The following is a 24,189-nucleotide window of genomic DNA, read 5'->3' as shown; positions in this document are numbered from 1 at the left end:
GATCCAGGTCATTTGATTCAGGCGCCGCACAAGAGCCGGCCGCCCCAGGCGAGGCCGGATGCCCTTGCGCACGGCATGGAAGTGGTGCGCGTTCGACGGGTGTCGATACGATGCGCGGCATTTTAACTCAATGCGAATGATTCTTGTTTTCGTTATTGCTCATTCGCCACGATTGCCGGCTTCGCCCGCCTTCCCGCTCTCCCATGCTGCCTGGTCGCCGCCCTGGCCAGCTTCGCCGCGTCGCTTGCGTACGCGGGCGATTCGCCCGGCGACGCCGCGGCCCCAGGCCTTTCCCGGCCCCCAAAAGCAAAACGGCGGAGCGGCTTCTTTCGAAGCACACTCCGCCGTTTCGCGGCGAACCAGAAGACGCTCTTAGTGGAGCTTCTTCGGCAGCATCTGGCTGCGCAGGCGCTTGTGCAGGCGCTTGACGGCTGCTGCCTTCTTGCGCTTGCGGACTGCGGTCGGCTTTTCGTAAGACTGGCGCTCGCGCAGTTCAGCGATCAGGCCGTTTTTTTCGATAGCGCGACGAAAGCGGCGAATCGCCACTTCGAACGGCTCGTTTTCTTTCAGAAGAATCGTCGTCATGTCGTTCCTAAATTGCTTATACGGTCAAAAACGTAGCGGCCAAGCGCCACGCACCGGCCATCCGAGCGTCCCCACAACAGGCGAAACGAGCGGAAATACGGCCTCGGAGGCCGGAAAAGAGAGGCGGAAAGCACCGCGAGTACGCTTCACAACCGCGTGCAGCGCCGCGTTTGACTGCCAGCAAACATGCCGAGAACGGCAAAGGCGTGACAGAAAATCTCAATTCAGCCCGCCATCATATCAGGGAATCACAGACAAAACCATCCTTTTGTCGATTCCGTATGCACAGCGTTGCCACTCCGTCCGCAGGCCGGTCTCTGCCCCCGTTAACCGGGCCGTACGGCCGGACCCGTCCGAAATGACAAAGAAGGATAAAAAATCGGGCCGAATCTCAACGCGCCCCTCAAGTTTTGTTTTGGTACGCCGAAATCCTGCTCTGAGGCGGCCAGCAATGAACGAGTGCTTCCGCCGACGCCAAAAACGGCTTTCCAGGGCTTTCGGCTTAAACAGGAGATTTTCCATGCTCGGAATTAACAGCAACATCAATTCGCTGGTTGCACAGCAGAACCTCAGCGGCTCGCAGAACGCCCTGTCGCAGGCAATCACCCGCCTGTCGTCGGGCAAGCGCATCAACAGCGCAGCGGACGACGCGGCAGGCCTCGCGATCTCGACCCGGATGCAGACGCAGATCAACGGTCTGAACCAGGGCGTGTCGAACGCGAACGACGGCGTGTCGATGATTCAAACGGCATCGAGCGCACTGTCGTCGCTGACCAACAGCCTGCAACGTATCCGCCAGCTGGCCGTCCAGGCGTCGACGGGCACGATGTCCACGACCGACCAGGCAGCACTGCAACAGGAAGTCGCGCAACAGATCCAGGAAGTGAACCGTGTCGCGTCGCAAACGACGTACAACGGCACGAACATTCTCGACGGCTCGGCAGGCATCGTGTCGTTCCAGGTCGGTGCTAACGTCGGTCAGACGATTTCGCTGGACCTGAGCCAAAGCATGTCGGCTGCGAAGATCGGCGGCGGCCTGGTGCAGAAGGGCCAGACGGTCGGCACGGTGACGGGCCTGTCGCTCACGAACGCCGGCGCATACACGGGGTCGGGCGCAGCGATCACCGCGATCAACGTGGTTTCGGATGGCCAGGGCGGCTACACGTTCACGGACCAGAACGGCCAGGGCATCACGTCGGGCGCCGCAACGGCCGTGTTCGGCGCGAACGCGACGGCCGGCACGGGCACGGCAGTCGGCGCACTGTCGCTGCAAACGGGCGCAACGGGTGCAGGCACCACCGCCGCACAGCTGACGGCGATCACCAACGCGATCGCACAGATCAACGCCGTCAACACGCCGAAGACCGTGTCGAACCTCGACATCAGCACGGTCAGCGGCGCCAACGTCGCGATGGTGTCGATCGACAACGCGCTGCAGACGGTGAACAACGTGCAGGCAGCACTCGGTGCCGCACAAAACCGTTTCACGGCAATCGCCACGTCGCAGCAGGCAGAATCGACCGACCTGTCGTCGGCACAGTCGCAGATCACCGACGCGAACTTCGCGCAGGAAACCGCGAACATGTCGAAGAACCAGGTGCTGCAGCAAGCAGGCATCTCGGTGCTCGCACAGGCGAACTCGCTGCCGCAGCAGGTCCTGAAGCTCCTGCAGTAATCGCGTAGCAACCCGCGGCCGGGCCTCGCGTAACGCGTGGCCCGGCCGCAAGCACTTGGCGCGCGGGGCCTTGCCCCGCAGCCAGGTCTTCACCCAGAATCTCACGGATCATCCGCCGCACGGAGCAATACGATGTCGACGATCAATTCCGCCGTCACTGCCGCCAACAGCTCGGCCAACAGCCAGCTGCAGCAGGCTGCACAATCGATCATCAGCGGTTCGACCGGCAACTCGTCGATGGACGTCAACTCGCTCGTGACGGCACTCGTCAATGCGAAGACCGCCGGTCAGGCTGCCGCGCTCAGTGCGCAGCAGAGCAGCGACAACACCCAGATTTCCGCGTACGGCGCCCTTTCGGCCGCGCTGAGCGCACTGCAGGCCAGCCTCACGACGCTGTCGAACGGCTCGCTGCAGAACACCTTCACCGCAACCGCAAGCGGCACCGGCGTCACAGCGACCGCGGGCGCCGGTGCCGTTGCCGGCAACTATTCGCTCGGCGTCACGCAGATCGCGACGTCGCAATCGTTGTCGTCGGCCGCCTTCGGTTCATCGACGGCACTCGGCACCGGCACGATGACGCTGTCGCTCGGCAGCCAGTCGTTCACGGTCGACGTGAACAGCACGAACAACACGCTGTCCGGCATCGCCGCCGCGATCAACACGACGACCGGCAACCCGGGCATCGTCGCATCGGTCGTCAACGGCAGCGACGGCGCGCACCTCGTGCTCAGCTCGACGCCGACCGGCGCGGCGAACACGATCAGCGTCGCGCTCAGCAACGTGTCCGGCGACAACGGCCTGTCAAGCCTCGGCGTCACGTCGACGGCCAGCACGACGGGCGGGCAGTCGACCTTCACGTCCGCGAACAGCGGCGCCGCATGGAAGCAAAGCACGGCCGCGCAGGACGCCGCGTTCACGATCAACGGCATCGCCGGCACGAGCGCGAGCAACACCGTGACGAGCGCGATCACCGGCGTCACGCTGAACCTGACCAGCGCCGCCGTCAATGCGAGCCAGACCCAGACGCTGACGGTCGCGGCCGACACCAAATCCCAGGCCGCCGCGATCAACAACTTCGCGACGCTGTACAACACGCTCGTCACGACGATGGGCTCGCTGTCGAGCTTCACGTCCGGCGCATCGTCGCAAGGCCCGCTGCTCGGCGACTCGACGCTGAACACGATCAACAACGCACTCGCGTCGATCGTCGCAAGCGGCGTGAGCGGCAGCGGTGCGAATGGCAGCGGCCCGACGGTCAACCTCGCGTCGATCGGCGTCACGCTGCAGGCCGACGGCACGCTGCAGGTCAACAACACGACGCTCAACTCGGCACTGCAGAGCAACCCGTCGGGTGTTGCGACCCTGTTCAACTCCACGAACGGGATCGGCCAGCAGTTGACGACCAACATCACGAACTACACGCAGACGAACGGACTGATCGCCGCGCGCACGAACGCGCTCACCAACGACCTGAAGAGCGTCACGCAGCAGCAGTCGAACCTGTCGAACTACGTCGCCCAGTTGACCACCCAGTACCAGGCCCAGTTCACCGCGCTCAACACGCTGATGGCGACGATGAACAGCAACTCGCAGTACCTGACGCAGTTGTTCGGCGGCACGAACAGCGCCGGCGCGCTGTCGACCAACAAGGGCTGATCGCTAGCCGGACAGGAGAGTTCAGATGGAACAGACCGAACTGATTGCGCAGATCGACGCACTCACCGATGCGATCGAACATGCGGCCGCGATGGCCGACTGGACCGAGGCGGTGCGCCTCGTCGATGCGCGCTGGTCGCTCGTCGCGTTGCTCGCGGCCGTCCAGCAGCCCGACGGCATCGCTGCGATCCGCCGCATGCAGACCAGCAACGAGCGCATCTTCGCCGACGCGCAACGCGCGCAGCAGGAGCTGACCGACGAATACCAGGCGGCGATGAGCCGCGTGCAGGCCGTCGGCCAGTATCAGACCATCGCGAGCCGCTAACGCGCACCCGGCGCCACGCGCGATCGCGCGCACCCACCCGACAACAAGAACTACACGCTGATGTGAGGGCGTGCTCGTTCGCCTCCGCCCGCCTCGTGCGGGCATTTTTTTACCTGTCCGGTACGTCGCCGCTCAATCGCGCCCCGTATCCAATCGGCGGAATTGGCTGTGCTTTTGGCACCATCTCGCAAGTTCGATGCGACCGCACGTTACTGATAATGGCAAACACCGAATAACCGCGTCCCTCGCCATGCTCCTATCCGACTCGTCAGATCGCGCCACGCTCAGCCCGGAGCAACAGTTCGAGCAAGATATCGCGCTCGTCATGCAGAACGCCATCGAGCGCCATCACGACGGCGCATTCGACGATGCGAAAGCACTGTATGACGCGATCCTCGATGCCGTCCCGGAACACGCGGAAACGAACTACAACCTCGCGGTGCTGCTGGTCGACACCGGGCGGCCGACCGACGCGATTCCACACTTCGAGATCGCGCTCGGGGCCAATCCGGGCAATGGTCAATGCTGGGTCAGCTACATCAACGCGTTGTACCGGGCGGATCAGACGCCCGCCGCATGGGTCGCCGTCGAAATGGCGCAGCAGCGCGGCGTACACGGCCCCGCACTGGACGGCCTGATCTCGCAAATGGCAACGCCCACCGCGACGTTTCCCACGTCACCCGCCGCGGGCTCGGGTGGCACAACCGGCATCACGCTGAATATTTCGTCCCAGCCCCCAGTCCCTGAAAGCGCTATCGGGAACGTACCCGTCGAACCCGTGCGCAAAGCGCCACTGCACAAGCTGCAGAAGCACGCCGGACTGTTCGACAAGGGTCGATCGGCGGAGGCGCTCGCGCTCGCGCGTCGGCTCGTCGCCGAATATCCCGACGATGGTGCATGCCTGCGCGCCCTCGCGGTTTCGCTGTACAGAGATCGGCAATACCCCGAGATGGTCGATATCGCCTATCGCGCACTCGAAAGCTTTCCCGCCGACCTTCTGCTGCGGACGCTGCTCGCCGATACGCTGCGGCTCATGGCCCGGCTCGCGGAAGCGGAAACCCAGTGCCGCCTGATCATTGCCGCACAGCCGACGAATGTGGAGGCGCACCGGATTCTCGGCATCGCGCTGCACGGGCTGCGGCGCCAGCAGGAAGCCGTCGCGGCATGCCGACGCGCCGTGGAGCTGGCACCGAATGCAGCATCGCCCAACGGCGCACTCGGCTTCGTGCTGCTTGACCAGGGTGCCGCGCAGGAGGCGGTCCCCTGGCTGCGGCGCACCATCGAAATCGATCCGAACGACAGCGTGTCGCACAGTTCGCTGCTGTTCAGCCTGCTTCACGACGACACCAACTCGCCGGAGATGTTGCTCGACGAACATCGTGCATTCGGCAAACGGCACGAACGACACGCACTGCCGAAAAATTACGCCAACTCTCGCGATCCCGAGCGCCCGTTGCGGATCGGCTTCGTGTCCGGCGACCTGCTGAACCACGCGGTCGCACATTATGTGCTGCCCGTCATCGAACACCTGAGCCGCGATCCGAATCTGTCGCTGCACTTCTACTACAACTTCGTGATCGACGATCACGTCACCGCCAAGCTGCGCGCGCACGCCACCACGTGGCGAACCGTAACGATGCTGGGCGATGCCGCGCTTGCGGAACAGATCCGCAACGATCGCATCGACATCCTGATCGATCTCTCCGGTCACACCGGCCGCAACCGCCTGGTCGCGCTCGCACGCAAGCCCGCGCCGCTGCAGGCATCGTGGATTGGCTACCCGGGCACGACCGGGATGCGTACGATCGACTACTACCTCAGCGACAGCATCGTCACGCCAGCCGGCGAACTGGACGACCAGTTCGTCGAGAAGATCGTACGCATGCCCGCGCTCGCGCCGTACTTGCCGCCGGCGAACTGCCCGCCCATCAACGGCCTGCCGGCGCTGCACAACGGCTTTGTCACCTACGGCAGCTTCAACCGGCTCAACAAGCTGCGCCCGGACGTGATCGCGCTGTGGGCCGCGGTGCTGCGCGCAAAGCCCGACGCGCGGATGGTGATCGGCGCGATCGAGCAGGATCGCGACCGCGACACGATCGCCGGCTGGTTTGCGGCCGCAGGTATCGATCCCGCGCGCCTGACGTTCCAGCCGCGCGCGACCATCCCCGTTTATCTGCAGCAGCATCACCGCGTCGACATTTGCCTCGACACGTTCCCGTACGCAGGCTCAACGACGACGCTCAACGCCCTGTGGATGGGCGTACCGACCGTGACACTCGCCGGGTTGTCGATCCCGACCCGCGGCTCCGCAAGCTGGCTCAAGCGGGTCGATCTCGACGCCTTCATCGCGCACGACAAGGACGAGTTCGTCCGCAAGGCCATCGCGCTCGCCGACGATCTCGACACGCTGCAGACGGTGCGCAGCGGCCTGCGCGAACGCTGCCTCGCGTCGGCGCCGTTCCATCCGGACGTCGTCGCGCAGGGGCTGTCGGTCGCGTTGCGGATGATGTGGCGCCGCTGGTGCGCGGGTGACGCGCCGGTCTCGTTCGATGCGACCCTGCCCGACCGGCCGACCTCGACGCTCGTCGACGAAGCGGTCGGCTGAACGCACGGCCGGCGGCTGCACGCAGCGCGACCGACCGGCCCGACGAGCACGTCGCCGCATTACCGCGAATTGACTCGCAAACCGCCTCCTGCTCGACCGATCGCCCGGGCGTCGCGCCCGCTAGAGTGTTCTCACCATCACCGGTGTGCGCATTGGCGCTCGAAACGTACGACTTCGGGACAGGATCATGGACAAGCTCATACCCGTCACACAGCCCTACATGCCTCCGCTGGACGAGTTTCTCCCATATCTGAACCAGATCTGGGAAAGCAAGATCGTCACCAACGGCGGCCGCTTCCATGCGGAACTCGAACGGTCGCTCTGCGAATTCCTGGGTGTCGAGCACATCTCGCTGTTTTCCAACGCGACGCTCGCGCTGATCACCGCGCTGCAGGCGATGAAAATCACCGGCGAAGTCATCACGACGCCGTTCAGTTTCGTCGCCACGACGCACGCGCTGCACTGGAACGGCATTCGCCCGGTGTTCGTCGACATCGATCCGGTGACCATGAATCTCGATGCCACGCGCATCGAAGCGGCGATCACGCCGCAGACGACCGCGATCCTGCCCGTGCATGTGTACGGTTACCCGTGCGACGTCGACGCGATCGAACGGATCGCCGACACCTACGGCCTGCGCGTGCTCTACGACGCCGCGCACGCGTTCGGCGTGCGCCGCCACGGCCGCTCGGTACTCGAATTCGGCGACATGTCCGTGCTCAGCTTTCACGGCACCAAGATCTTCAATACCTTCGAGGGCGGCGCGCTCATCTGCCGCGACGCGAAGACGAAGCGCCGCATCGATCATCTGAAGAACTTCGGCTTCGTCGACGAAGTGACCGTGATCGGCCCCGGCATCAACGGCAAGATGAACGAGGTACAGGCCGCCTTCGGCCTGCTGCAGCTCGAGCACATGGACCGGATCGCGGACGGCCGCGCGCGCGTGGACGAGCGCTATCGAGCGGCCTTGAAGAACGTGCCGGGCCTGCTGCTGCCCCCGGTTCCCGAGCACAGCACCCGCAACCATTCGTACTTTCCGGTACGCATCACCCGCGACTTCCCCGTGACGCGCGACGCGGTCTACGATGCGTTGCGCGAGCACAACGTCGCGGCGCGGCGGTATTTCTACCCGCTGATCAGCGAGTTTCCGACCTATCGCGGCCTGCCGTCGTCGGCGCGATCGAACCTGCCCGTCGCCAGCGAAATCTCGCATCAGGTGCTGTGCCTGCCGATCTACCCGGCGCTCACCGCACGCGACCAGGACCGGATCATCGACATCGTGCTGGCCGAGGCGGGCCTGACGCAACATGCAAGCTGAACGCCGGCTGGCAGTCATGCAGCCGTACTTCTTCCCGTACGTCGGCTATTTCCAGTTGATGGCCAGCGTCGACACGTTCGTCGTGTTCGATGACGTGAGCTTCATCAATCGCGGCTGGATCAATCGCAACCGCATCAACGTCAACGGCGCGCCGCACATGATCACGATGCCGTTGCGGCAGGCGAGCCAGAACCGCCGCATCTGCGACATCGAAGTCGCGGACGACGGCGCGTGGCGCTCCCGGATCCTGCGCACGATCCATCAGAACTACGCACGCTCGCCGCATTTCGCGCGCGTGTTTCCGGTCGTCGAACGCATCCTGCTGCACGACGCGCCCAACCTCGCCGACTTCCTGCTGCACGGCCTGATCACGCTGCGCGACCACCTGCGACTCGACACGAACATCGTCGCGACGTCGCGACGCTATGCGAACGCGGACCTGAAGGCCGAGGCGCGCATCATCGACATCGGCCGGAAGGAGCACGCGGACATCTACGTGAATCCCGCCGGTGGGCAAGAACTGTACGACCCGCATACGTTCGCCGCCGCCGGCCTGCAACTGAAGTTCCTGACACCCGGTCTGGAGCCGTACACGCCCGTTCGCGGCACGTTCGTTCCGGCGCTGTCGATCATCGACGTGCTGATGTGCAACGACGACGCGTCGATCGACCATCTGCTTGCCGGCGCCACGCTGTCATGAAAGACGATCTCCACAACACCCTCATCCGTCACTACGAGTCGTGCCTCGAGCGCCACGGCGATACGCATCGCGGCGTGGACTGGCCCAACGCCGAAGACGCCGCCACGCGCTATCGCGTGATGCTCGACCTCGTGCGCCCCGGGCCGGCGCCTGCCACGCTGCTCGATTTCGGTTGCGGGGCGTCGCATCTGTACCAGTACATGCTGGACCGCGGCATCGACGGCCTGAGCTATGCCGGGCTCGATGCGTCCCAGGCGTTCTGCGACCTGTCCCGACGCAAGTATCCGGACAACGACTACGTGTGCGTCGACGTGCTCGCGGAGCCCGACCGGCTCGGCGAATACGACTACATCGTGATGAATGGCGTCTTCACCGAAAAGCGCGAGCTCGGCTACGACGAGATGTTCGACTATTTCTCGCGCGTGTTGCGCGTCGTGTTCCCGAAGGCACGCAAGGGCATCGCGTTCAACGTGATGTCGAAGGAGGTCGACTGGGAGCGCGACGACCTGTTCCACGTACCGGTCACGCAGCTGACGCACTTCCTGTCGCGCGAGCTGTCGCGTCACTACGTGGTGCGACACGACTACGGGCTTTACGAGTACACGACGTACGTGTACAGGGAGCACAACTGATGGCAAACGTCATTCTGTTCGGCCTGCAGGACTACGCGGAACTCGCGCACTACTACCTCGAGCACGATTCGCCGCACACGGTGGCCGCGTTCTGCGTCAACCGGCAGTACCTGCCGGAAGGCGGCACGTTCAAGGGCCTGCCTGTCATCGCGTTCGAAGACGTCGTCGAATCCCATCCGCCCGGCGACTTCAGCTTCTTCGCGCCGATGTCGCCGAAGCGCATGAACCGCGAGCGCGAGAAGATCTTCAACGAACTCAAGGCGCGCGGCTATCCGCTGATCAGCTACGTCAGCTCGCGCGCGACCGTCTGCGACAACACGATCGGCGAGAACTGCTTCATCCTCGAAGACAACACGCTGCAGCCGTTCACGACGATCGGCGACAACGTCGTGCTGTGGAGCGGCAACCATATCGGGCATCACGGGCGCGTCGGCGATCACGTGACGATGACCTCGCATGTCGTCATGTCCGGCCATTGCGACATTGGCGCGTACAGTTTCGTCGGCGTGAACGCCACGCTGCGCGACGGCGTGACGATCGGTGAAGGCACGTTCGTCACGATGGCATCCGCGATCACGAAATCGACCGAACCCTGGTCGGTGTACAAGGGCAATCCCGCGGTCAAGCTCGCGATGGCCAGCACCGACCTGAAGATCTAGGGGAGCCCGTGGCAGGCATACAGTGGGACAAGCAGGGGCGGATCTATGCACCCGATGCACGACTGCCCTGGGCGAAATCGCACGCGCAGATTCCGACGGCCGCGGGCATCGACGGCGATACGCTGCAGTTGCTGTTCAGCAGTCGCGACGCGGACAATCGCAGTGCGATCGCGAGCATGGCCGTCCGCGCGAGTGCGCCCGCCGAAATCGTCTCCATCGATCCGGAACCGGTGCTGCCGCCGGGCGCGCTCGGCGCGTTCGACGATTGCGGCACGATGCCGTCGTCGGTCGTCGAGCACGATGGCGTGCGGTACCTGTATTACATCGGCTGGAACGTGCGCAACACGATTCCGTACCACAACGCGGTGGGCCTCGCGATCAGCGAGGACGGCGGCCGCCGTTACCGGCGCCTGTTCGATGGACCGGTGATGGACCGCACGGCCGACGAGCCGTATTTCTGCGGCACGACCTGCGTGCGGATCGAGAATGGAATCTGGCGCAACTGGTATCTGTCGTGCACCGGCTGGACGCTGGTCGACGGCAAGCCCGAGGCACGCTACCACCTGAAATACGCGGAATCGCGCGACGGCATTCACTGGACGCGCGGCGGCCGCGTCGCGATCGACTATCTCGACGAACACGAAGGCGGGCTGGCGCGCGCGTCGGTCCATTTCGACGGCAGCCTTTACCGGATGTGGTTCTGCAAGCGCAGTCACGACGGCTATCGCGAGCGCTCGTCGGTCAGCTACCGGCTCGGCTACGCCGAATCGACCGACGGCATCGTCTGGCGGCGACTCGACGAATGCGCCGGGCTCGACGTGTCGCCGAGCGGCTGGGATGCATTCATGGTCGCGTATCCGGAAGTCGTGCAGGTCGGCGAGCGCCTGTACATGTTCTACAACGGCGACGGCTTCGGCGCGAGCGGGTTCGGCTACGCGCAGGCACGGGCCACCAGTGGCATCCAGGGTGACGCAGCATGGACGTGATAGCAGGCGATTTTCGGGAACTCGGTTACGCGATCGTCGCGAACGATGCGTTGCAATCGCTGATCAAGCACGTGCGCGCGAAGTTCGAGCGGCATTTCATTCCGAGGTTCGGCGACGACGCGACGCGCAACCGCAACATCATCAAGCTGCTCGCCGAAGACATCGACGTGAAGCGCTTCTTCTGTTCGCCCGAGCTGACGGCCGCGCTCGACCGCCACCTCGGTATCGCGATGCCGGTGCAGACGGGCCCGATCGTCACCCACTACACGGCAAACGATCGCATCGGCAACAACTACGGCCTGCCGTACCACCAGGACTGGCCCAGCATGGGGACCTCCTCGCGCGGCGTGATTGCGTGGACGTCGATCGCGGACGTGCGCAAAGGGGCGCCCGGACTGCGCATCGTCCCGGGCAGTCATCGGCGCGGACTGTGGCCGGGCGAGCAGACCGACCGCGGCTACGTGCTTGACGACCAGGAGATCGACGGCGCCTGCGACCTCGAGATCGATGCAGGGCACGTGCTCTTCATGTCGCCCTATCTCGTGCATCGAACGCTCACCAGCGATGTCACCGACTGGAAGCTGTCGCTGTCATGCCGCTTCGACGATTTCTCGTGCGACGAATGGAGCCGTCGCGGGTTCGTCAGCGCATACCGCACCGCCGTCGACCGGCAGGTCTATCTGTCGGGATTTTGAGCGCGGCCCGCGTTGCGGCGGGCCCCGGCGATCAGCGCACGAAGATGCAGTTCCACAATCCCGCGTAGTTCTGCACCGGGTGCTTGCTCGCGAGCGTCAGACCGAACTCGCCGAGACGGTGCGTGAGCAGGTCCATCTTCGCGTCCTCGATCTCGATCAGCAGTTGCCTGCATGCGCCCAGGCCCTGTGCCGCACCGTCGATGAGCGGCACCTCGTGCCCGTCGACGTCGATCTTGACGTACTCGGGCTGCGGCAGACCGAACTGCTCGCGCCAGCGATCGAAGTGGACGACCTGGATCGCATGCACGTGGTTCGGTGCGAACGTTTCGCCCGACACCAGCGACGGCTGGCCGACGATCTTCTCGTGCGCGCCGAGTTCCATCTTGCGGATGTACAGCCGGTCGATCGCAAACCGGTCGGAGGCGGCCACGTTGAACGCCTGGATGTCGAGCCCGTCCCCTGCGTTGAGGTACGCGTTCCACGACAGCAGGAAGTAGTTCGACGGGTCGGGCTCGATCGCGATCACCTTCAGGCCGCGCTTTGCCGCGTACAGCGCGAAGATCCCGTTGCTCGCGCCGAAATCGTAGTAGACGGATGCGGGCGGCAGCCGGTCGATCCAGTCCAGCAGTTCCGGTTCGATGTACTCGAGCCCTGCCGCCATCCAGAGCAGGCGCTTGCTCGGCGCGAGCCAGCGGAACGTCAGCCCGCGCACCGTCGTCTCGACGACGTGGCGGTCGAGATCGAATGCTTGCGCACGCGCGAGCGCTTCCTCGCTCACGAGGCTTTCAACAGGGACAAACTTCCAGTTGTTCATGGCCGGCCTTGGTCGATTTCATGCATGGCGGGAACGCGCGCCCTGTAGCGCCAGTTCGACGTTGCCCCGAAAACGCGTTGATTCTAGCGGCGCGCGATCGATTCGAAACGACGAACAGATTCGGCAAAAGCGGGCAATTCGTGGCGCTCGCGCGCGAGGCCGGCCCGTGCGCTGCGGTCGGCTCGACCTGCAGCGTGCGACAGCCGCCGGCCTGCGACACGACAAGCCCCCGACTCGACCCGCACGTTCGCAATGCGATGGATCGGATCGATCGTCCGGTAGCGCGCGGATCGGCGCCGATCGTCCGGATCCGTTGCCCGCGTGTTCAGGTCGCCTTCAAGAGGCGAACGCGGCCTAAATTCGGCATCAAACCTGCCGTTATAGCGAAAGTAAGGAAGGCGTCATGAAACAGGCAGGCATTCGTAACTCACGACGGCTTGCGCATTGCGCCGGATCTTGCGCCATGGACGCGGGGCGCTGCGAGGAATGAAACGGCTCCACGTCCGCATCCGCCCGACCTCGGCCGGAACGCATGCCGCCGGTTCGCCCTGCCCGTCGTGTCTTCATTGCGACGCACGATGCAGGCAGGCGAGACCGGACGCGCCAGTGCGTTTCCGGCAGCGCCGGGCAAATATCAATCAACAAACACTGAGAGAACGCGACTGATGCGTAACAAACTGATCGTTGCAGCACTTGCGGCCATGGTTCCCTTGATGTGCGACGCGGCGACGAGCGTCGTGATCGACGCGAAGGCCAACTGCCTTTCCAGCTATGTCGGAACCGTGTCCGGCGGCACGCCGGCCAAGCTCGCGCTCGCACCGGGCCGATATGCCGTTTCGCTCACGTCGAACACGATGAGCTGCAGCGGCGGCTCGCTGACGGGCGGCTGCAATATCGACACCGCGATCGTACAAGGCGGCTTCGGTAGCATTCGGTGGGGCGGCGCGATCACGGCGCGCCCGACCGTCGTCGAGATGACCGGTGGCGTCATGAATGTCTTCGCCTATGTAAGTGACGACTACTGCGGCGACAACATGGGACAAGCAACGTTGTTGTTTCAACCCACGAACTGAGCGCCGTTTGCACGAATCGCGCAGGACTGCATCCTGTTCCCCGCGTTATCGGCACAGGATGACTCGACCTGCCGAGTCGTGACATGAAGCGACCGTTGTCGGTCACCGTTGCGCCCGATGTATCCCATCGGGCGTTTTGTATTGAAGGGCATGCAGGCTGCTTGTGTCCGACGATGGGACGGGCGATCGCTCGATCGTTTCGGGCGTCGTGTCAGACGGCCCGCGCCGTCTCGTCCGCGACCGCGAAATGTGCGGCAAACGCCGCGCGCAAGCGCTCGGCCATCCGGATCCAGCTCTCGTCGCACCCGCGCCGGAACAACCGCACCGTGCCCGGATACCACGGCGAATCGTCGCGGTCGTGCATCCAGCGCCAGTCCACGTCCTGATTCGGCAGCAGCACCCAGCAAGGCCTGCCGAGCGACGCGGCCAGATGCGCGGTGGACGTATCGACGCAGACCACGAGGTCGAGCTGCGCGACGATCGCGGCCGTATCGGCGAAATCGTCGAGCTCCGAGCCCAGGTGCAGTAACGGCAGGCCACCCGGCGGCTGGCGCGCCTCATCCTCGCCCTGCCCCTTCTGCAGGCTCACGAAGTTCACACCCGGCACGCTCCACAGCGGCGTCAGCAACGCGAGCGACGGCAGCGAGCGATGCGCATCGTTGTGATGCTTCGGGTTGCCTTTCCATACGAGCCCGACGCGCGGGCCGGCCGGCAGCGCATCGAGGCGCGCGCGCCAGCGCGCGACACGGGCCGGGTCGGGCGCGAGCCGCACCGGCGGCGGAATCGTGTCGAGCGTTGTGCCCGCGTGCATCGGTGCGCTCAGCAGGCTCGTCCAGCAATCGAATTGCGCGGCGCGCGCCGCGGCCGCGTCGTGATCGAGCACTTCGTCGACGCCGTCGACCGTCTCCATCAGCCGATGCAGCGCGGGCTGGCACGCGAACACGACACGCGACGCGTGCCGTGCGCGAAACTCCGCGAAATAGCGACTGAACTGCAGCATGTCGCCCAGGCCGTCCTCCTGCCAGACGAGCAGCGTCTTGCCGGCAAGCGGCTCGCCCTGCCACTGCGCACACTGCAGCATCTCGCGTGTCCGGCGATGCACGAAGGTCGACTGCTCGTAGCGCGATTCGTAGCGCCGCCAGCCTTCCTCGAACCGGCCGAGGCCGAGCAGCAGCGTCGCCAGCCCGAAACGCGCATCGTCATAGTCGGCGCGCAGTTCGAGCGCGCGGCGGTACGCGCGTTCGGCATCGTCGTGACGGCCGGCATGCGCGAACGTCGTGCCAAGGTTGTAGTGCACTTCGGCCAGGTCCGGCGCGAGCGCGAGCGCATCGGCGAACGCGGCCATCGCTTCGTCGTGGCGGCCCTGCGCGCGCACGACGCAGCCGAGATTGTTGTGCGGTTGCGGCAAGCCGGGGCGGCAGCGGATCGCGTCGCGATAGGCCGCTTCCGCTTCGGGCAGGCGATCGAGATTCTGCAGCGCGACGCCAAGGTTGTAGTGCGCCTCCGGATGATCCGGACACAGTGCGAGCGCTTGCCGGCTGGCCGCTTCCGCTTCCGGCAGCCGCTGCATGTCGACGAGGATCGCGCCAAGATTCGCATGGGCGAGCGCGTGGTCGGCACGCACGGCAATCGCGAGCCGGTAGGCGAGTTCCGCCTCGGCCGGCCGGCCGAGTACGCGGAGCACATTGCCGAGGTCGGTCAGCACGTCGGCGGACCGCGGCTCGATCAGCAGCGCCTGCCCGAACGCCTGCTCGGCCTCATCGAGCCGGCCGAGTGCTTCGAGCACCTTGCCAAACCGGTGATGATGCGACGCTTGTAACGGCGTGACGGACGCGAGCTGCCGGCGAACGAGCGCCTCGGCTTCCGGCAGACGCCCCTGCGACACGAGCAGCGCGCCGAGGCCGTCGTACGGCGGATCGAACGTCGGCATCGCGTCGATCGCGCGCCGCCACCAGGCTTCCGCGTCGGCCAACCGGTTCAGGCCGAGCGCGCAGACGGCCGCGACGTGCAGCGCCGCAATCGTCGGCGCCGGCCTGTCGAGCAGCGGCGCAACCAGCGACAGCGCGTCGGCAAACCGTCCGTTCTGGCACAGGGTCGCGGCGTGTTGGACGGCAGCGGATTCGTCGGAAGCAGGCGTCATGTCATGCGGCGATGCGCGACGCGCATCGCGAACGGATGGTTAGATAGGAGTCGGTGCAACGACCGGTTGCACCGACTCGTTCACTGCACGGTCCTTGGCCTCCTTGAGCGCCGCGAGCGTGTCGAGCGCACGCCCTTCGTCGGCAGTGAGATCGACCAGAAATGCGTCGTTGTTCTGCTTGATCCAGTCGAGCGGCATGTCCCACCACGCGAGCTGCAGCAGTTGTTCGCGCACTTTCTCCGTGAAGCGGAAGCGAACCAGACGCGCCGGCGAGCCCGCATAGATCCCGTAGGCCTCGGTGCGGAAATTGGGCGGAATGACGGCCCGCGCGCCGATCACGCATCCGCTCTCGATCTGGCTGCCGCCCAGGAACAGCGCTTCATCGCCGATCCAGACGTCGTTGTGGATCACGGTATCCGCGTATTGCGGCATCGGCGCATTGACGAGACCGTTACCGTAGACGCTGAACATGCTCGTGGAAATGGTGCGCATCTCGTGCTGACCGTTCAGCAGGAATCGCAGGCGCATTCCGCCGGCCACGTTCTTGCCGATCACGAGTTTCTGATGGCCCTGGTCGTACTTCGCAATCGAGCCCACGCCGAGCCCCGAGCAACGGCCGATATGAAAGGTGCCAACCTGCGCCTCTTCGTCGAGCCAGTCGCGGAAAAAATTGTTTGGAATGGACGAAACGGCGCCATCCCGGTAGCCCAGCACGATGAAATGCTTCGCCCACGGATGGTCGGACAGCACGCCAATACAGTCGTCGGAGGTCGTAACGTTCATTGCGATCGCAAGTGTGCCGGCGCAGCGGCTCGATGCCGAGGCCGCCGGGCAGGGACTGAGAAACGATGCGGCACATCGGCCGCGATCGTGGACGATGCAGTATAGAAAGCGCGCGACAACGACCGACAACGAATAAGAACGGCGTTCTGACTTCTGTTCCGCCGATGGGGGTGGGGGGATCCCAAGTTGGCCGGATGGTCCCGCCCCCCCTCAGTTGCTCGACGAACACCCGCCGCAACTGCTTGAGCTGCATGAGCTGGAACTGGAGCTGCACGAACTCGACGAACTGCAACTCGACGACGAACAGCTGCTGTCCGACGAGCTCGAACCGCCGCCGGTCCTCACCGCTCCGGCCCCGAACAGCGGCGGCGCCAGCACGATGCCCGAGTACGCGGCCCACGCGGTACCGGCCAGCGCGCCTGCGCCGAACAGCGCGGCGGTCCACAACAGGTCGTTCGCCGCCGCGCGCTCGCCGTTGCGCGCGTCGGGCGTGCCGGCGGCATCCCGCACCACGCCCGCGCCGTGCACGGCGCGCGCATCGTGCGAGATCCGGCGGGCGACGAGCGCCGCCTGTCCGGCGGCCGTCGTCCCGCCCTGCCCGAAGCCCGTCAGGCGCCGCACGAGAATCCGGTATGCAATCGCGAACACCGCCATGCAGATGACGAGCAGCAGCACCGGCCGACCGCGGCTCAGCCCGACCGCGAGTTTCGCGGCGCCGGCGCCAAGCACGAGCAGCACGATCGCACGGGCGGCCAGCCGCGACGCACGCATCTCGCCGGGTGCCCACAGCCAGCCCTGTGCACGCAGCCCGTCGGCCAGTTCCAGTGCATACCGCGCGAGCCGCTGGCGAAATGCGCTATAGCGCACTTCGCCGTCCGGCTGCTCGCTCAGCCACGAACAATGGTCGTCGTACGGGCCCGCGCGCTGCAGGTCGCCGATCTTCACATACGCGCCGTGCTTCGGGACGGTTCGCAATTCGACCGCGCCCGCATGCGCGAGCGACATCGTCACGACCTGCGCGAGCCGCGCTTCGCCGCCGGTGAGAAAGGCGGCTTCATCGACCGTCAGTTCGTCGGACGTCTTTCGGGTGCGCTTGCCCCAGCGCCGCCACCGGTACTCGATCCATTGCAGGCCCGCGATCAGCAACAGCGCGACGACGCAGGCCGGCACGTAAAGCGCGAGAAACTGCGGCCCGGTGTAGTTCAGCACGTCGAAGTCCTGCGCCGATGCGCAGGTCGCGGCGACGCTCGCGGCAGCCGCCGGCCACACGAGTTTCGGCAGCCGGTTGCGCCAGGTTCTGCTGGCGGGCGGGACGGACGGCGGGTCCGCTTCTTCCGGCCAGCCCTCGGCCGGCAAGGCCGGCTCCGGCGATCCGGATGCGGCGGGCGGGCTCGCGAGCGGCGGCCAGATCGACTCGGGCGGCTCGCAGCCGAACAGCCGGCGATAGCTGTCGAGCGTGTCGCGATAGCGCTGCGCGTACACGGCGGCCTCGTCCGGCGCACCCGTGCCGGGCATGTGATGCAGCCGCGCGCGCAGCACGCCGGCGCAGAAGACGTCCCAGTATTCGAGCGTGTACTGGAGATGGAAATGCCAGGCGGCATCGACCGCGACCGACGGCGTGACCGGGTGCCCGGCCGCTTGCGCGAGAAACGCGAAGCGCTTGTATTCGTCGATCACGGCCAGCGCGTGCGCGTGCGGCCAGCCTTCGGCGTCGGCGAGGCGTCGGCTGTACGGCAGCGGCGCATTCGGATCGTCGGGAGAATAGGCTTGCAGACGCGCGAGCAGCGCCTGCTGCGCGTCGGTCAGCGCGCGGGCATCGACTGCGATCGAGGTAGACGGAATGGCAGCCATCGGGAGTCGGCGCGATGCACGGACGGCCGCCGCGATCGACGCTTGGAGTGGTCGTTGCGGACGATTCTCGCACAGCGGCGTGGCGGCGAAACCGCCGAGAGCCTGAACAGGCATGTTTTGGCGCACCCGGTTCGGATCAAGCCGGCAACCCCTGCCTTCGGAGCTTTACCGGCACTCCAAGACGTCAATAAAATCAATGCCTTACGCAACTCGCAATCTGCAAAACCAAGGCTAACCAAGGTCAATCAGGACCATCCAAGCTCGTCCAAACTGTAATTTCACTGTAGTTCGCGCCAGCGTGGGCGACGCTGCTACGGAGAAAAATCACCACGACTCTAGCCGGAAGAATTCGTCACCGGCCACCCTCAACGATCCGCACAAACCGGAAGCAATCCGGACCGTCGATATCCCGTTCCCTCTCGTCACTTGACAATCTCAAAAACCTGTCAACACCAACAGGGAAGCGGCTTGCGCGCCACATGCTAGAGTCGGCGAATCCAATTCCTCATAGGGTTCGGCATGGGCTTCGCATTCATTCGGGACGGCGACACGACCTCGCACGGCGGCCGCGTTATAGCCAGCGATATGACCAACACCGTCGACGGGAAGGCACTGGCCCTGCTCGGCGACATGGTTTCATGTCCGCGCTGCGGCGGCCTCTATCCGATCGTCAAGATCAAGGCCGACCTGCACATGACGTTCCACGGTCGACCGGTCGTGTCGGACGGCGACATGACGGCATGCGGCGCAACCCTGATCGCGTCCCAAGGCACCGCAACGGCGTCTCCGACGTCGGGCGCCGGCGCGCCAGTTGGTGGCGGCAAAAGCGTAGTCGCGCAGAACGACGGCCCCAATCGCGGACGCTTCCAGGTCGTCGACGACAACACACGCCGTCCGATCGCAAACCATCCGTACACGGTCACGTCAACGGACGGCCAGACCATCCACGGCACAACGGACGCAGACGGCCATACGGACTGGTTGAACACGCAGCAGGCCGCGTCGCTATCGTTTCGCCAACCGGGCACAACGAGCACCGCGGATTCGAGCAAGGCATGACCGATTATTCGAGCAGCTCGGCCGCCGGCCCGAGCAGGGGCGACGGAGTAACGACCCCCGTCGGCCTCGACGGCCGCTTATCCGGGAAGGATAAGGAAGTGCTCTGCGGCGTCATGTGCCCCTGCACGCGCATCGGGGTCGCGACGCGCGAGGACAAGCGAGGCCGGTCGAGAACACTCAGGCAGGCGTGCGTCGCGCAACGGCTGGACGCCATGAACGAATCGTCCCGCAAGACATTCGGCGGGCCGACCGAGTATCTGCCGGAAGTCAGCTACGACATGAGCCCGACACCGCCGGCACCACCGGTCCCGATCATGGAAGAAGCCAGCCCGCTGCGCCCCGATTCCATGGTCGACTGGATACGCGATAATTGGCCGGGCGGCATGAAAGGCTACCGCGACGGAAAGAAGGCGGGCTTGGATCAAACGCGCCGGCCCGACGTCGTGATTGTTCGCAATCCAGCTTTGCCGCCCGAGCAACCGAATATCAAGACGGTCGTCGAAATGAAGTTCGAGGACTCGTACGGCGACCGTCAAAAGGAGGCATACGTGCGCATCGCCGGAAGCGACAAAAAGGTGGTGACGCTGCGCCCTGCCGACTGCGGATGCCGCGACGACAAGGGAGACGAAAAGCCCGTGCAATCGACGCAAACGCAATCCGACGCTGAGTCGCTTTTCGGCGTCAGCCCGGCCGGGCCGAACCGCGCGTTGCCCGCCCCGATCCCACACTTGCCGCCGGGCGTCCCCGGCTTCGCGCTCCCCTGAATACCATGACGAAAGACGAACTGGCCGCGTGGGCCAACGACCCCAAGCGCCGCGACACCCTGCCGTATGGGCTGTTCGAGCCGCCATATCAGAAGGGCATCGTAGGCGCTGCGTTCGTAGTGCGTGGCGTCCTGTACTTCAGAAACGGCTACGAGGATTCCGTGCGCAAGGCGCTGACGCGCTGCTACGACCGCTACCTCGACGTCATGACCAAGTACGAGGTGGCTTTGGCACAGGCCGAAGGCCGCGACGCGCCGAAGGCCGGCCCGATGCGATGGTTCTACGCGGAAGGCGAGACGCCCGTCGCGTTCGACAAGTCCCCCGGCTTTCCCGATCTGGCGAAGCGCCTGCCGAGTAACGCCGCGCTCGTGTCGACCACGACCAGCGCGGATCACAAGCTCGCGGCCGGCTTCTACGATTTCTCCGTGTTCTGCCTCGAAGACTGGGAAGCGAAGTTCGGGCGCAGCCTCGACGTCATGTCGTTCACGGTGCCGCGCAGCTTCCTGCAACTCGCCCCCGGCGCGTTCGAGCGCCTGTTTGCCGAATTCGCGGATTGGTTACGCCCCGTGCACGGGCACGGCGGCTACGCGGTCAACCTCCCGCCGATGGGGCGCGATCCGAACGAAGCGAGCGAGTATTTTTGGGCGCGCCAGTACGGGGCCGGGCTCGACGTCGGCAGTCCACGGCGCACGTGCGTGCGCGACCTCACGGACAAGCTCAAGACCGTCGACTGGTTGACCGCAATCGATGGCGATCTAGTGCGCGCGGCCGGCGGTGCGGCTGCGCTAATGCTGCCCCCGGACTGGTATAGAAAGACCCCGCTCGGCGACGGCGGCCTCATCATTCAGGCGGGCACGGAGCCGCAAACAGGCGTATCGATGGGGGCAGGGCAACCGCCGGCACTGCCGGCCGCATACGTCCTGGTGAACAAGGCGCTGCGCCCCATCGTCGCCGACACGATCGACAGCCTGCAAGATGGCACGGTCAGCAGCACCGCCCCTCTTCTCAGCACCACCGTTGCGAGCGAAGCCTGGCTACGGCGCTTCAACGTGCCGGACGACGAACTCCCTGGCTACTGGGTCGAACTGCACAATACGCCGAAGCTGTCGCCGGTTTAATGACCCCGCAGCAATCGACGGTGGCAAAACTCACGTGACCACCAGCTTTCCTCGAACGTCGCCTGCGTGGCTGACTGGCTCTCACGGGGCCACGCCGGCGTCGATCGATACGAACAGAACCCCGCGCGAAGGAATTTCGGGCTGGTAGACTCTTGCTAGTGCCTCAATTAATGGGGAACAAACGAGATGTCTGCATTCTTCCGGCAACGGGCGTTCGACCACACCTCCCGCCAAACTACTGTATATTTTTACAGTATCACTCTTGCGATGCCCGCCCGGAGCATCACATTGAAAGCAATGCCAAGCAAACCTATGAGGAAGTCATGAGCAACTGGCTTGAGTTCCTAGAAGATAAGGCCGTCGACACCCGTATCGAGATCGGCGCGTATGAGTACCTGTGGAAGCAACCGAATAGCAGCACGAAGAAGCTCGCCGAGCTTTTCGAAGCCAATCCGGGGATGCTCCCGTCGGACCTGGTGGACGAACACGTTGCAGATGAAACTGCATCCGAGGTCGTAGAACATTTCACGAAGAACGGCATCAAGCGGTTCGGTGTGCGGATCAACGGCACGCCCGACTATCCGTCGCGTCTTCGTGACGCGAAAGAACCGATCGAAGTTCTTTACTTCCTTGGTTCGTGGGAGCTTGCTGAATCTCCCCGCCGCGTTGCCGTAGTGGGTACTCGGAAAGTGTCGGCCGAAGGTGCTGCGCGGACTCGTAAGTTAGTGCGGGCGCTGGTCGAACACGACTTCACAGTGGTGTCCGGCCTCGCGCAAGGTGTCGACACGATCGCGCACGAAACTGCGATCTCTTCTGGCGGACGCACTATCGCCGTCATCGGGACACCGATATCCGAAGCATATCCGCGAGAAAACAGCGATCTTCAGCGTCGCATCGCGGAAGAGTTCTTGGTTGTCAGCCAAGTTCCCGTCCTACGCTATCTCAGCCAAACGTGGAAGGGAAACCGGTTCTTTTTCCCGGAACGAAACAAGACGATGTCCGCGCTTACACAAGCAACGATCATCATCGAGGCCGGTGAAACATCGGGAACACTGATTCAAGCGCAGGCGGCCCTAAATCAAGGGCGGAAGCTCTTCATCTTAGAAAGCAATTTCCACAACCCAGCAATCACCTGGCCGCACAAGTACGAGAAGCTCGGCGCTATTCGAGTGCGCGAATTCGACGACATCAAACGGGAGCTGGCCACCGCATGATTAAGCCTCCGATGCCGAAGCGGCTGCGAGTCGTCGGCGAGCTGGAGCAGAAAGATCATCCGCACCTACCGGACGCGGCGAAGTGCTACTTCTGGGGGGAATACACGCCGTACGAGCACACGAACGGCGAGAAGTGGAATTTCTCGGAAACGAACCAGCTCATCAGCAACCTCAAGAAGAAAAAGGATCGAGAGCGATTCGCCGACTGGCGATACAAAGGCGAGGCAATTGACCGCGTTGCGCGCCACTTCGCTCAATTCTGGAAATGGGCCGAGCTGAAGCGCAAGCACCGCGTCTGCTTGATCCCGGTACCGCCATCAAAGAAGCGCGAGGACCCGAACTACGACCCCCGAATGATGCAGGTGTTAGAGCGCATCGCCATGCACTCAGGCGTCGAGCTTGATATCCGTGATTGCCTTTCTTTCAGCGGTCGCTTTGCCGCGAGTCACGAATCCGAACATCGGCCAACACCTGACGAACTCTACGACGACATCAACTTCGATGAAAACTCGGGAGATCCAGACAACAAACCCGGCCTCATATTCCTGTTCGATGACATGCTGACCACCGGGGCTCACTACGTTGCTGCCTCGCGTGAGCTGAAGCGATATTTCGCTCACGTCGAAGTGGTAGGCCAGTTCGTAGCGCGCCGGATTGTGCCCGATCCTTTCGCAGACTTTGACGATCTCGACGTCGAAGAAGACGACGACGATTGAGGGTGCATAAACAAGGCGCATAAAAGTGCATAGGAGAATCGACCCACCGATCGCCGCGCGGCCCGCGCCGGGCGGCCCGGAGCGCCAGGCGCATGAGTGCATAAAAACCGTTCATTTTTGCGGGCAGGTGGGGCGGGGTCACAACTGCGCGCGCCGGGTCCGAATCGTCATCCCAGAGGCAGGGTCCGGCCCTTGGAATGGCGCATCCGGCGCGCCAGGCGGCCCGCCACGGCCCTGCGGCGGGCTCGCTCGACCCTTGGGGTGCGTCTAGGCGGCGGCCGCTCTGAGGCGCCCTAATCCGCCGAGGCCGCGCACCGGCGACGGACGCAAAAAAGCCGCCGGCACCGAAGTGCCTGGCGGCTTTTTGCTGCCGGCCGACCGCTCGTCAGACGTCGAGCTGCGCGTCCGTGATGCCGAGCGCGGCGGCGATCTTCTACACAAGCGTTTTATAAGTTATTTCCGCAGCGCGCGTGAGCGCTTCGGATATGGGTATTCCGGCCGGTACTCCTGCACGAATGCGTCGCATTGCGCGTCCGTCAGCTCGTCCAGCCCGATCGCACGAACCCAGAATGCGCAGCCCGATACGGCGATCGCGCGCACATGCTCGGCGCCCGGCTGGAAGCACACGGCCGTCCTGTCGCTGCCCGCGATGTATCCGCTCCAGTGCTCGCATGTCCAGCACGGACCGTCGAGCTTCGGGCTGAATAGGCCGTGGCCTGATCGATCGCTACCCATCACCAACACCTGTATATTTATACAGTGTAGTTGCGCGCGACGATTCCCGATACGGTGCAATCAGCAGCGCCAGTCCGACGAGAAAA

At 64.6% G+C, this 24,189-nt stretch carries 22 protein-coding genes; 16 read left to right on the top strand and 6 right to left on the bottom strand.

Features of this window, described 5'->3' with window-relative positions; translation table 11 throughout:
* Positions 1-372: 372 nt before the first annotated feature.
* Positions 373-585, bottom strand: a complete 213-nt coding sequence (gene rpsU, locus ACN22W_RS01145; RefSeq protein ID WP_006401410.1) for a 30S ribosomal protein S21 — start codon at positions 583-585, stop codon at positions 373-375.
* A gap of 520 nt (positions 586-1,105) precedes the next feature.
* Here rpsU and ACN22W_RS01140 point away from each other — a divergent pair.
* The 10 genes from ACN22W_RS01140 (at position 1,106) to ACN22W_RS01095 (ending at position 11,836) form a co-directional block, all read left to right on the top strand.
* A complete protein-coding gene (locus tag ACN22W_RS01140; protein ID WP_419685825.1) occupies positions 1,106-2,260 on the top strand; it encodes a flagellin in 1,155 nt (384 codons plus the stop codon).
* 132 nt (positions 2,261-2,392) lie between these two features.
* Entirely contained in the window at positions 2,393-3,916 is a 1,524-nt protein-coding gene (gene fliD / locus ACN22W_RS01135) for a flagellar filament capping protein FliD (protein WP_419685823.1), read from the top strand.
* A gap of 25 nt (positions 3,917-3,941) precedes the next feature.
* On the top strand, positions 3,942-4,241 hold the full coding sequence (locus ACN22W_RS01130) for a flagellar protein FliT (RefSeq protein ID WP_419685821.1): 300 nt from the start codon (positions 3,942-3,944) through the stop codon (positions 4,239-4,241).
* Positions 4,242-4,491: 250 nt separating this feature from the next.
* Positions 4,492-6,846 (top strand): tetratricopeptide repeat protein, encoded by a 2,355-nt coding sequence (locus tag ACN22W_RS01125; protein ID WP_419685820.1) that lies wholly within the window; start codon positions 4,492-4,494, stop codon positions 6,844-6,846.
* A gap of 187 nt (positions 6,847-7,033) precedes the next feature.
* Entirely contained in the window at positions 7,034-8,164 is a 1,131-nt protein-coding gene (locus ACN22W_RS01120; RefSeq protein WP_343494336.1) for a DegT/DnrJ/EryC1/StrS family aminotransferase, read from the top strand.
* Complete coding sequence (locus tag ACN22W_RS01115) at positions 8,154-8,864, top strand: WbqC family protein (RefSeq protein WP_343494337.1); 711 nt, start codon at positions 8,154-8,156, stop codon at positions 8,862-8,864. Before ACN22W_RS01120 ends, ACN22W_RS01115 begins: the two co-directional genes overlap by 11 nt.
* Positions 8,861-9,496, top strand: coding sequence for a class I SAM-dependent methyltransferase (locus ACN22W_RS01110; protein WP_419685819.1), 636 nt, complete (start codon positions 8,861-8,863; stop codon positions 9,494-9,496). Before ACN22W_RS01115 ends, ACN22W_RS01110 begins: the two co-directional genes overlap by 4 nt.
* Positions 9,496-10,155: an acetyltransferase gene (locus ACN22W_RS01105; protein ID WP_343494339.1), complete on the top strand. Its 660-nt coding sequence runs from the start codon at positions 9,496-9,498 to the stop codon at positions 10,153-10,155. The genes ACN22W_RS01110 and ACN22W_RS01105 overlap by 1 nt, the downstream gene beginning before the upstream one ends.
* An 8-nt stretch (positions 10,156-10,163) precedes the next feature.
* Positions 10,164-11,141, top strand: a complete 978-nt coding sequence (locus ACN22W_RS01100; RefSeq protein ID WP_419685818.1) for a hypothetical protein — start codon at positions 10,164-10,166, stop codon at positions 11,139-11,141.
* Positions 11,132-11,836, top strand: a complete 705-nt coding sequence (locus tag ACN22W_RS01095; protein WP_419685817.1) for a phytanoyl-CoA dioxygenase family protein — start codon at positions 11,132-11,134, stop codon at positions 11,834-11,836. The genes ACN22W_RS01100 and ACN22W_RS01095 overlap by 10 nt, the downstream gene beginning before the upstream one ends.
* Positions 11,837-11,867: 31 nt before the next feature.
* On the opposite strand, the gene ACN22W_RS01090 is transcribed toward ACN22W_RS01095, so the two are convergent.
* Positions 11,868-12,650, bottom strand: a complete 783-nt coding sequence (locus tag ACN22W_RS01090; RefSeq protein ID WP_343494342.1) for an FkbM family methyltransferase — start codon at positions 12,648-12,650, stop codon at positions 11,868-11,870.
* A 665-nt stretch (positions 12,651-13,315) separates the two neighbouring features.
* On the opposite strand from ACN22W_RS01090, the gene ACN22W_RS01085 reads away from it, so the two are divergent.
* A complete protein-coding gene (locus tag ACN22W_RS01085) occupies positions 13,316-13,723 on the top strand; it encodes a hypothetical protein (protein ID WP_419685815.1) in 408 nt (135 codons plus the stop codon).
* A gap of 211 nt (positions 13,724-13,934) precedes the next feature.
* Here ACN22W_RS01085 and ACN22W_RS01080 read toward each other — a convergent pair whose 3' ends face one another.
* The 3 genes from ACN22W_RS01080 to ACN22W_RS01070 form a co-directional block, all read right to left on the bottom strand.
* The gene (locus tag ACN22W_RS01080) at positions 13,935-15,863 is read right to left on the bottom strand and encodes a tetratricopeptide repeat protein (protein WP_419685814.1); all 1,929 of its coding nucleotides are present in this window, start codon (positions 15,861-15,863) and stop codon (positions 13,935-13,937) included.
* Between the two features lie 39 nt (positions 15,864-15,902).
* Positions 15,903-16,646 carry an acetyltransferase gene (locus tag ACN22W_RS01075; protein ID WP_419685813.1) on the bottom strand — a complete coding sequence of 248 codons (744 nt, stop codon included), beginning with the start codon at positions 16,644-16,646 and terminating at the stop codon, positions 15,903-15,905.
* Positions 16,647-16,856: 210 nt separating this feature from the next.
* Positions 16,857-18,497 (bottom strand): TIGR04222 domain-containing membrane protein, encoded by a 1,641-nt coding sequence (locus tag ACN22W_RS01070; protein WP_419685811.1) that lies wholly within the window; start codon positions 18,495-18,497, stop codon positions 16,857-16,859.
* A 519-nt stretch (positions 18,498-19,016) separates the two neighbouring features.
* Here ACN22W_RS01070 and ACN22W_RS01065 point away from each other — a divergent pair.
* From ACN22W_RS01065 to ACN22W_RS01045, 5 genes are all read left to right on the top strand, one after another.
* Positions 19,017-19,556 (top strand): PAAR domain-containing protein, encoded by a 540-nt coding sequence (locus ACN22W_RS01065; protein WP_419685810.1) that lies wholly within the window; start codon positions 19,017-19,019, stop codon positions 19,554-19,556.
* Positions 19,553-20,320 carry a nuclease gene (locus ACN22W_RS01060; protein ID WP_419685808.1) on the top strand — a complete coding sequence of 256 codons (768 nt, stop codon included), beginning with the start codon at positions 19,553-19,555 and terminating at the stop codon, positions 20,318-20,320. Before ACN22W_RS01065 ends, ACN22W_RS01060 begins: the two co-directional genes overlap by 4 nt.
* A gap of 5 nt (positions 20,321-20,325) precedes the next feature.
* Positions 20,326-21,438 carry a type VI immunity family protein gene (locus tag ACN22W_RS01055; RefSeq protein WP_419685807.1) on the top strand — a complete coding sequence of 371 codons (1,113 nt, stop codon included), beginning with the start codon at positions 20,326-20,328 and terminating at the stop codon, positions 21,436-21,438.
* 323 nt (positions 21,439-21,761) lie between these two features.
* Positions 21,762-22,652 (top strand): DNA-processing protein DprA, encoded by an 891-nt coding sequence (locus ACN22W_RS01050; RefSeq protein WP_419685806.1) that lies wholly within the window; start codon positions 21,762-21,764, stop codon positions 22,650-22,652.
* Positions 22,653-22,663: 11 nt separating this feature from the next.
* Positions 22,664-23,368 carry a hypothetical protein gene (locus ACN22W_RS01045; RefSeq protein WP_419685804.1) on the top strand — a complete coding sequence of 235 codons (705 nt, stop codon included), beginning with the start codon at positions 22,664-22,666 and terminating at the stop codon, positions 23,366-23,368.
* A 453-nt stretch (positions 23,369-23,821) separates the two neighbouring features.
* Here ACN22W_RS01045 and ACN22W_RS01040 read toward each other — a convergent pair whose 3' ends face one another.
* Positions 23,822-24,103 (bottom strand): hypothetical protein, encoded by a 282-nt coding sequence (locus tag ACN22W_RS01040; RefSeq protein WP_419685802.1) that lies wholly within the window; start codon positions 24,101-24,103, stop codon positions 23,822-23,824.
* Positions 24,104-24,189 lie beyond the last annotated feature (86 nt).

It is taken from the genome of Burkholderia theae (assembly GCF_048565265.1).
In the GTDB taxonomy this organism is placed as follows: domain Bacteria; phylum Pseudomonadota; class Gammaproteobacteria; order Burkholderiales; family Burkholderiaceae; genus Burkholderia; species Burkholderia theae.
Note: the sequence above shows the minus strand (reverse complement) of the source record. Positions and strands in the feature narration are given on the sequence as shown.

Coding starts and splice junctions, on each gene's coding strand:
- ACN22W_RS01095 (WP_419685817.1), top strand. CDS start 11,132: ATGGACGTGATAGCAGGCGATTTTCGGGAACTCGGTTACGCGATCGTC.
- ACN22W_RS01115 (WP_343494337.1), top strand. CDS start 8,154: ATGCAAGCTGAACGCCGGCTGGCAGTCATGCAGCCGTACTTCTTCCCG.
- ACN22W_RS01105 (WP_343494339.1), top strand. CDS start 9,496: ATGGCAAACGTCATTCTGTTCGGCCTGCAGGACTACGCGGAACTCGCG.
- ACN22W_RS01070 (WP_419685811.1), bottom strand. CDS start 18,497: ATGGCTGCCATTCCGTCTACCTCGATCGCAGTCGATGCCCGCGCGCTG.
- ACN22W_RS01075 (WP_419685813.1), bottom strand. CDS start 16,646: ATGAACGTTACGACCTCCGACGACTGTATTGGCGTGCTGTCCGACCAT.
- ACN22W_RS01085 (WP_419685815.1), top strand. CDS start 13,316: ATGCGTAACAAACTGATCGTTGCAGCACTTGCGGCCATGGTTCCCTTG.
- ACN22W_RS01040 (WP_419685802.1), bottom strand. CDS start 24,103: ATGGGTAGCGATCGATCAGGCCACGGCCTATTCAGCCCGAAGCTCGAC.
- ACN22W_RS01110 (WP_419685819.1), top strand. CDS start 8,861: ATGAAAGACGATCTCCACAACACCCTCATCCGTCACTACGAGTCGTGC.
- ACN22W_RS01120 (WP_343494336.1), top strand. CDS start 7,034: ATGGACAAGCTCATACCCGTCACACAGCCCTACATGCCTCCGCTGGAC.
- ACN22W_RS01130 (WP_419685821.1), top strand. CDS start 3,942: ATGGAACAGACCGAACTGATTGCGCAGATCGACGCACTCACCGATGCG.
- ACN22W_RS01080 (WP_419685814.1), bottom strand. CDS start 15,863: ATGACGCCTGCTTCCGACGAATCCGCTGCCGTCCAACACGCCGCGACC.
- rpsU (WP_006401410.1), bottom strand. CDS start 585: ATGACGACGATTCTTCTGAAAGAAAACGAGCCGTTCGAAGTGGCGATT.
- ACN22W_RS01050 (WP_419685806.1), top strand. CDS start 21,762: ATGAGCAACTGGCTTGAGTTCCTAGAAGATAAGGCCGTCGACACCCGT.
- ACN22W_RS01065 (WP_419685810.1), top strand. CDS start 19,017: ATGGGCTTCGCATTCATTCGGGACGGCGACACGACCTCGCACGGCGGC.
- ACN22W_RS01055 (WP_419685807.1), top strand. CDS start 20,326: ATGACGAAAGACGAACTGGCCGCGTGGGCCAACGACCCCAAGCGCCGC.
- ACN22W_RS01125 (WP_419685820.1), top strand. CDS start 4,492: ATGCTCCTATCCGACTCGTCAGATCGCGCCACGCTCAGCCCGGAGCAA.
- fliD (WP_419685823.1), top strand. CDS start 2,393: ATGTCGACGATCAATTCCGCCGTCACTGCCGCCAACAGCTCGGCCAAC.
- ACN22W_RS01140 (WP_419685825.1), top strand. CDS start 1,106: ATGCTCGGAATTAACAGCAACATCAATTCGCTGGTTGCACAGCAGAAC.
- ACN22W_RS01090 (WP_343494342.1), bottom strand. CDS start 12,650: ATGAACAACTGGAAGTTTGTCCCTGTTGAAAGCCTCGTGAGCGAGGAA.
- ACN22W_RS01045 (WP_419685804.1), top strand. CDS start 22,664: ATGCCGAAGCGGCTGCGAGTCGTCGGCGAGCTGGAGCAGAAAGATCAT.
- ACN22W_RS01060 (WP_419685808.1), top strand. CDS start 19,553: ATGACCGATTATTCGAGCAGCTCGGCCGCCGGCCCGAGCAGGGGCGAC.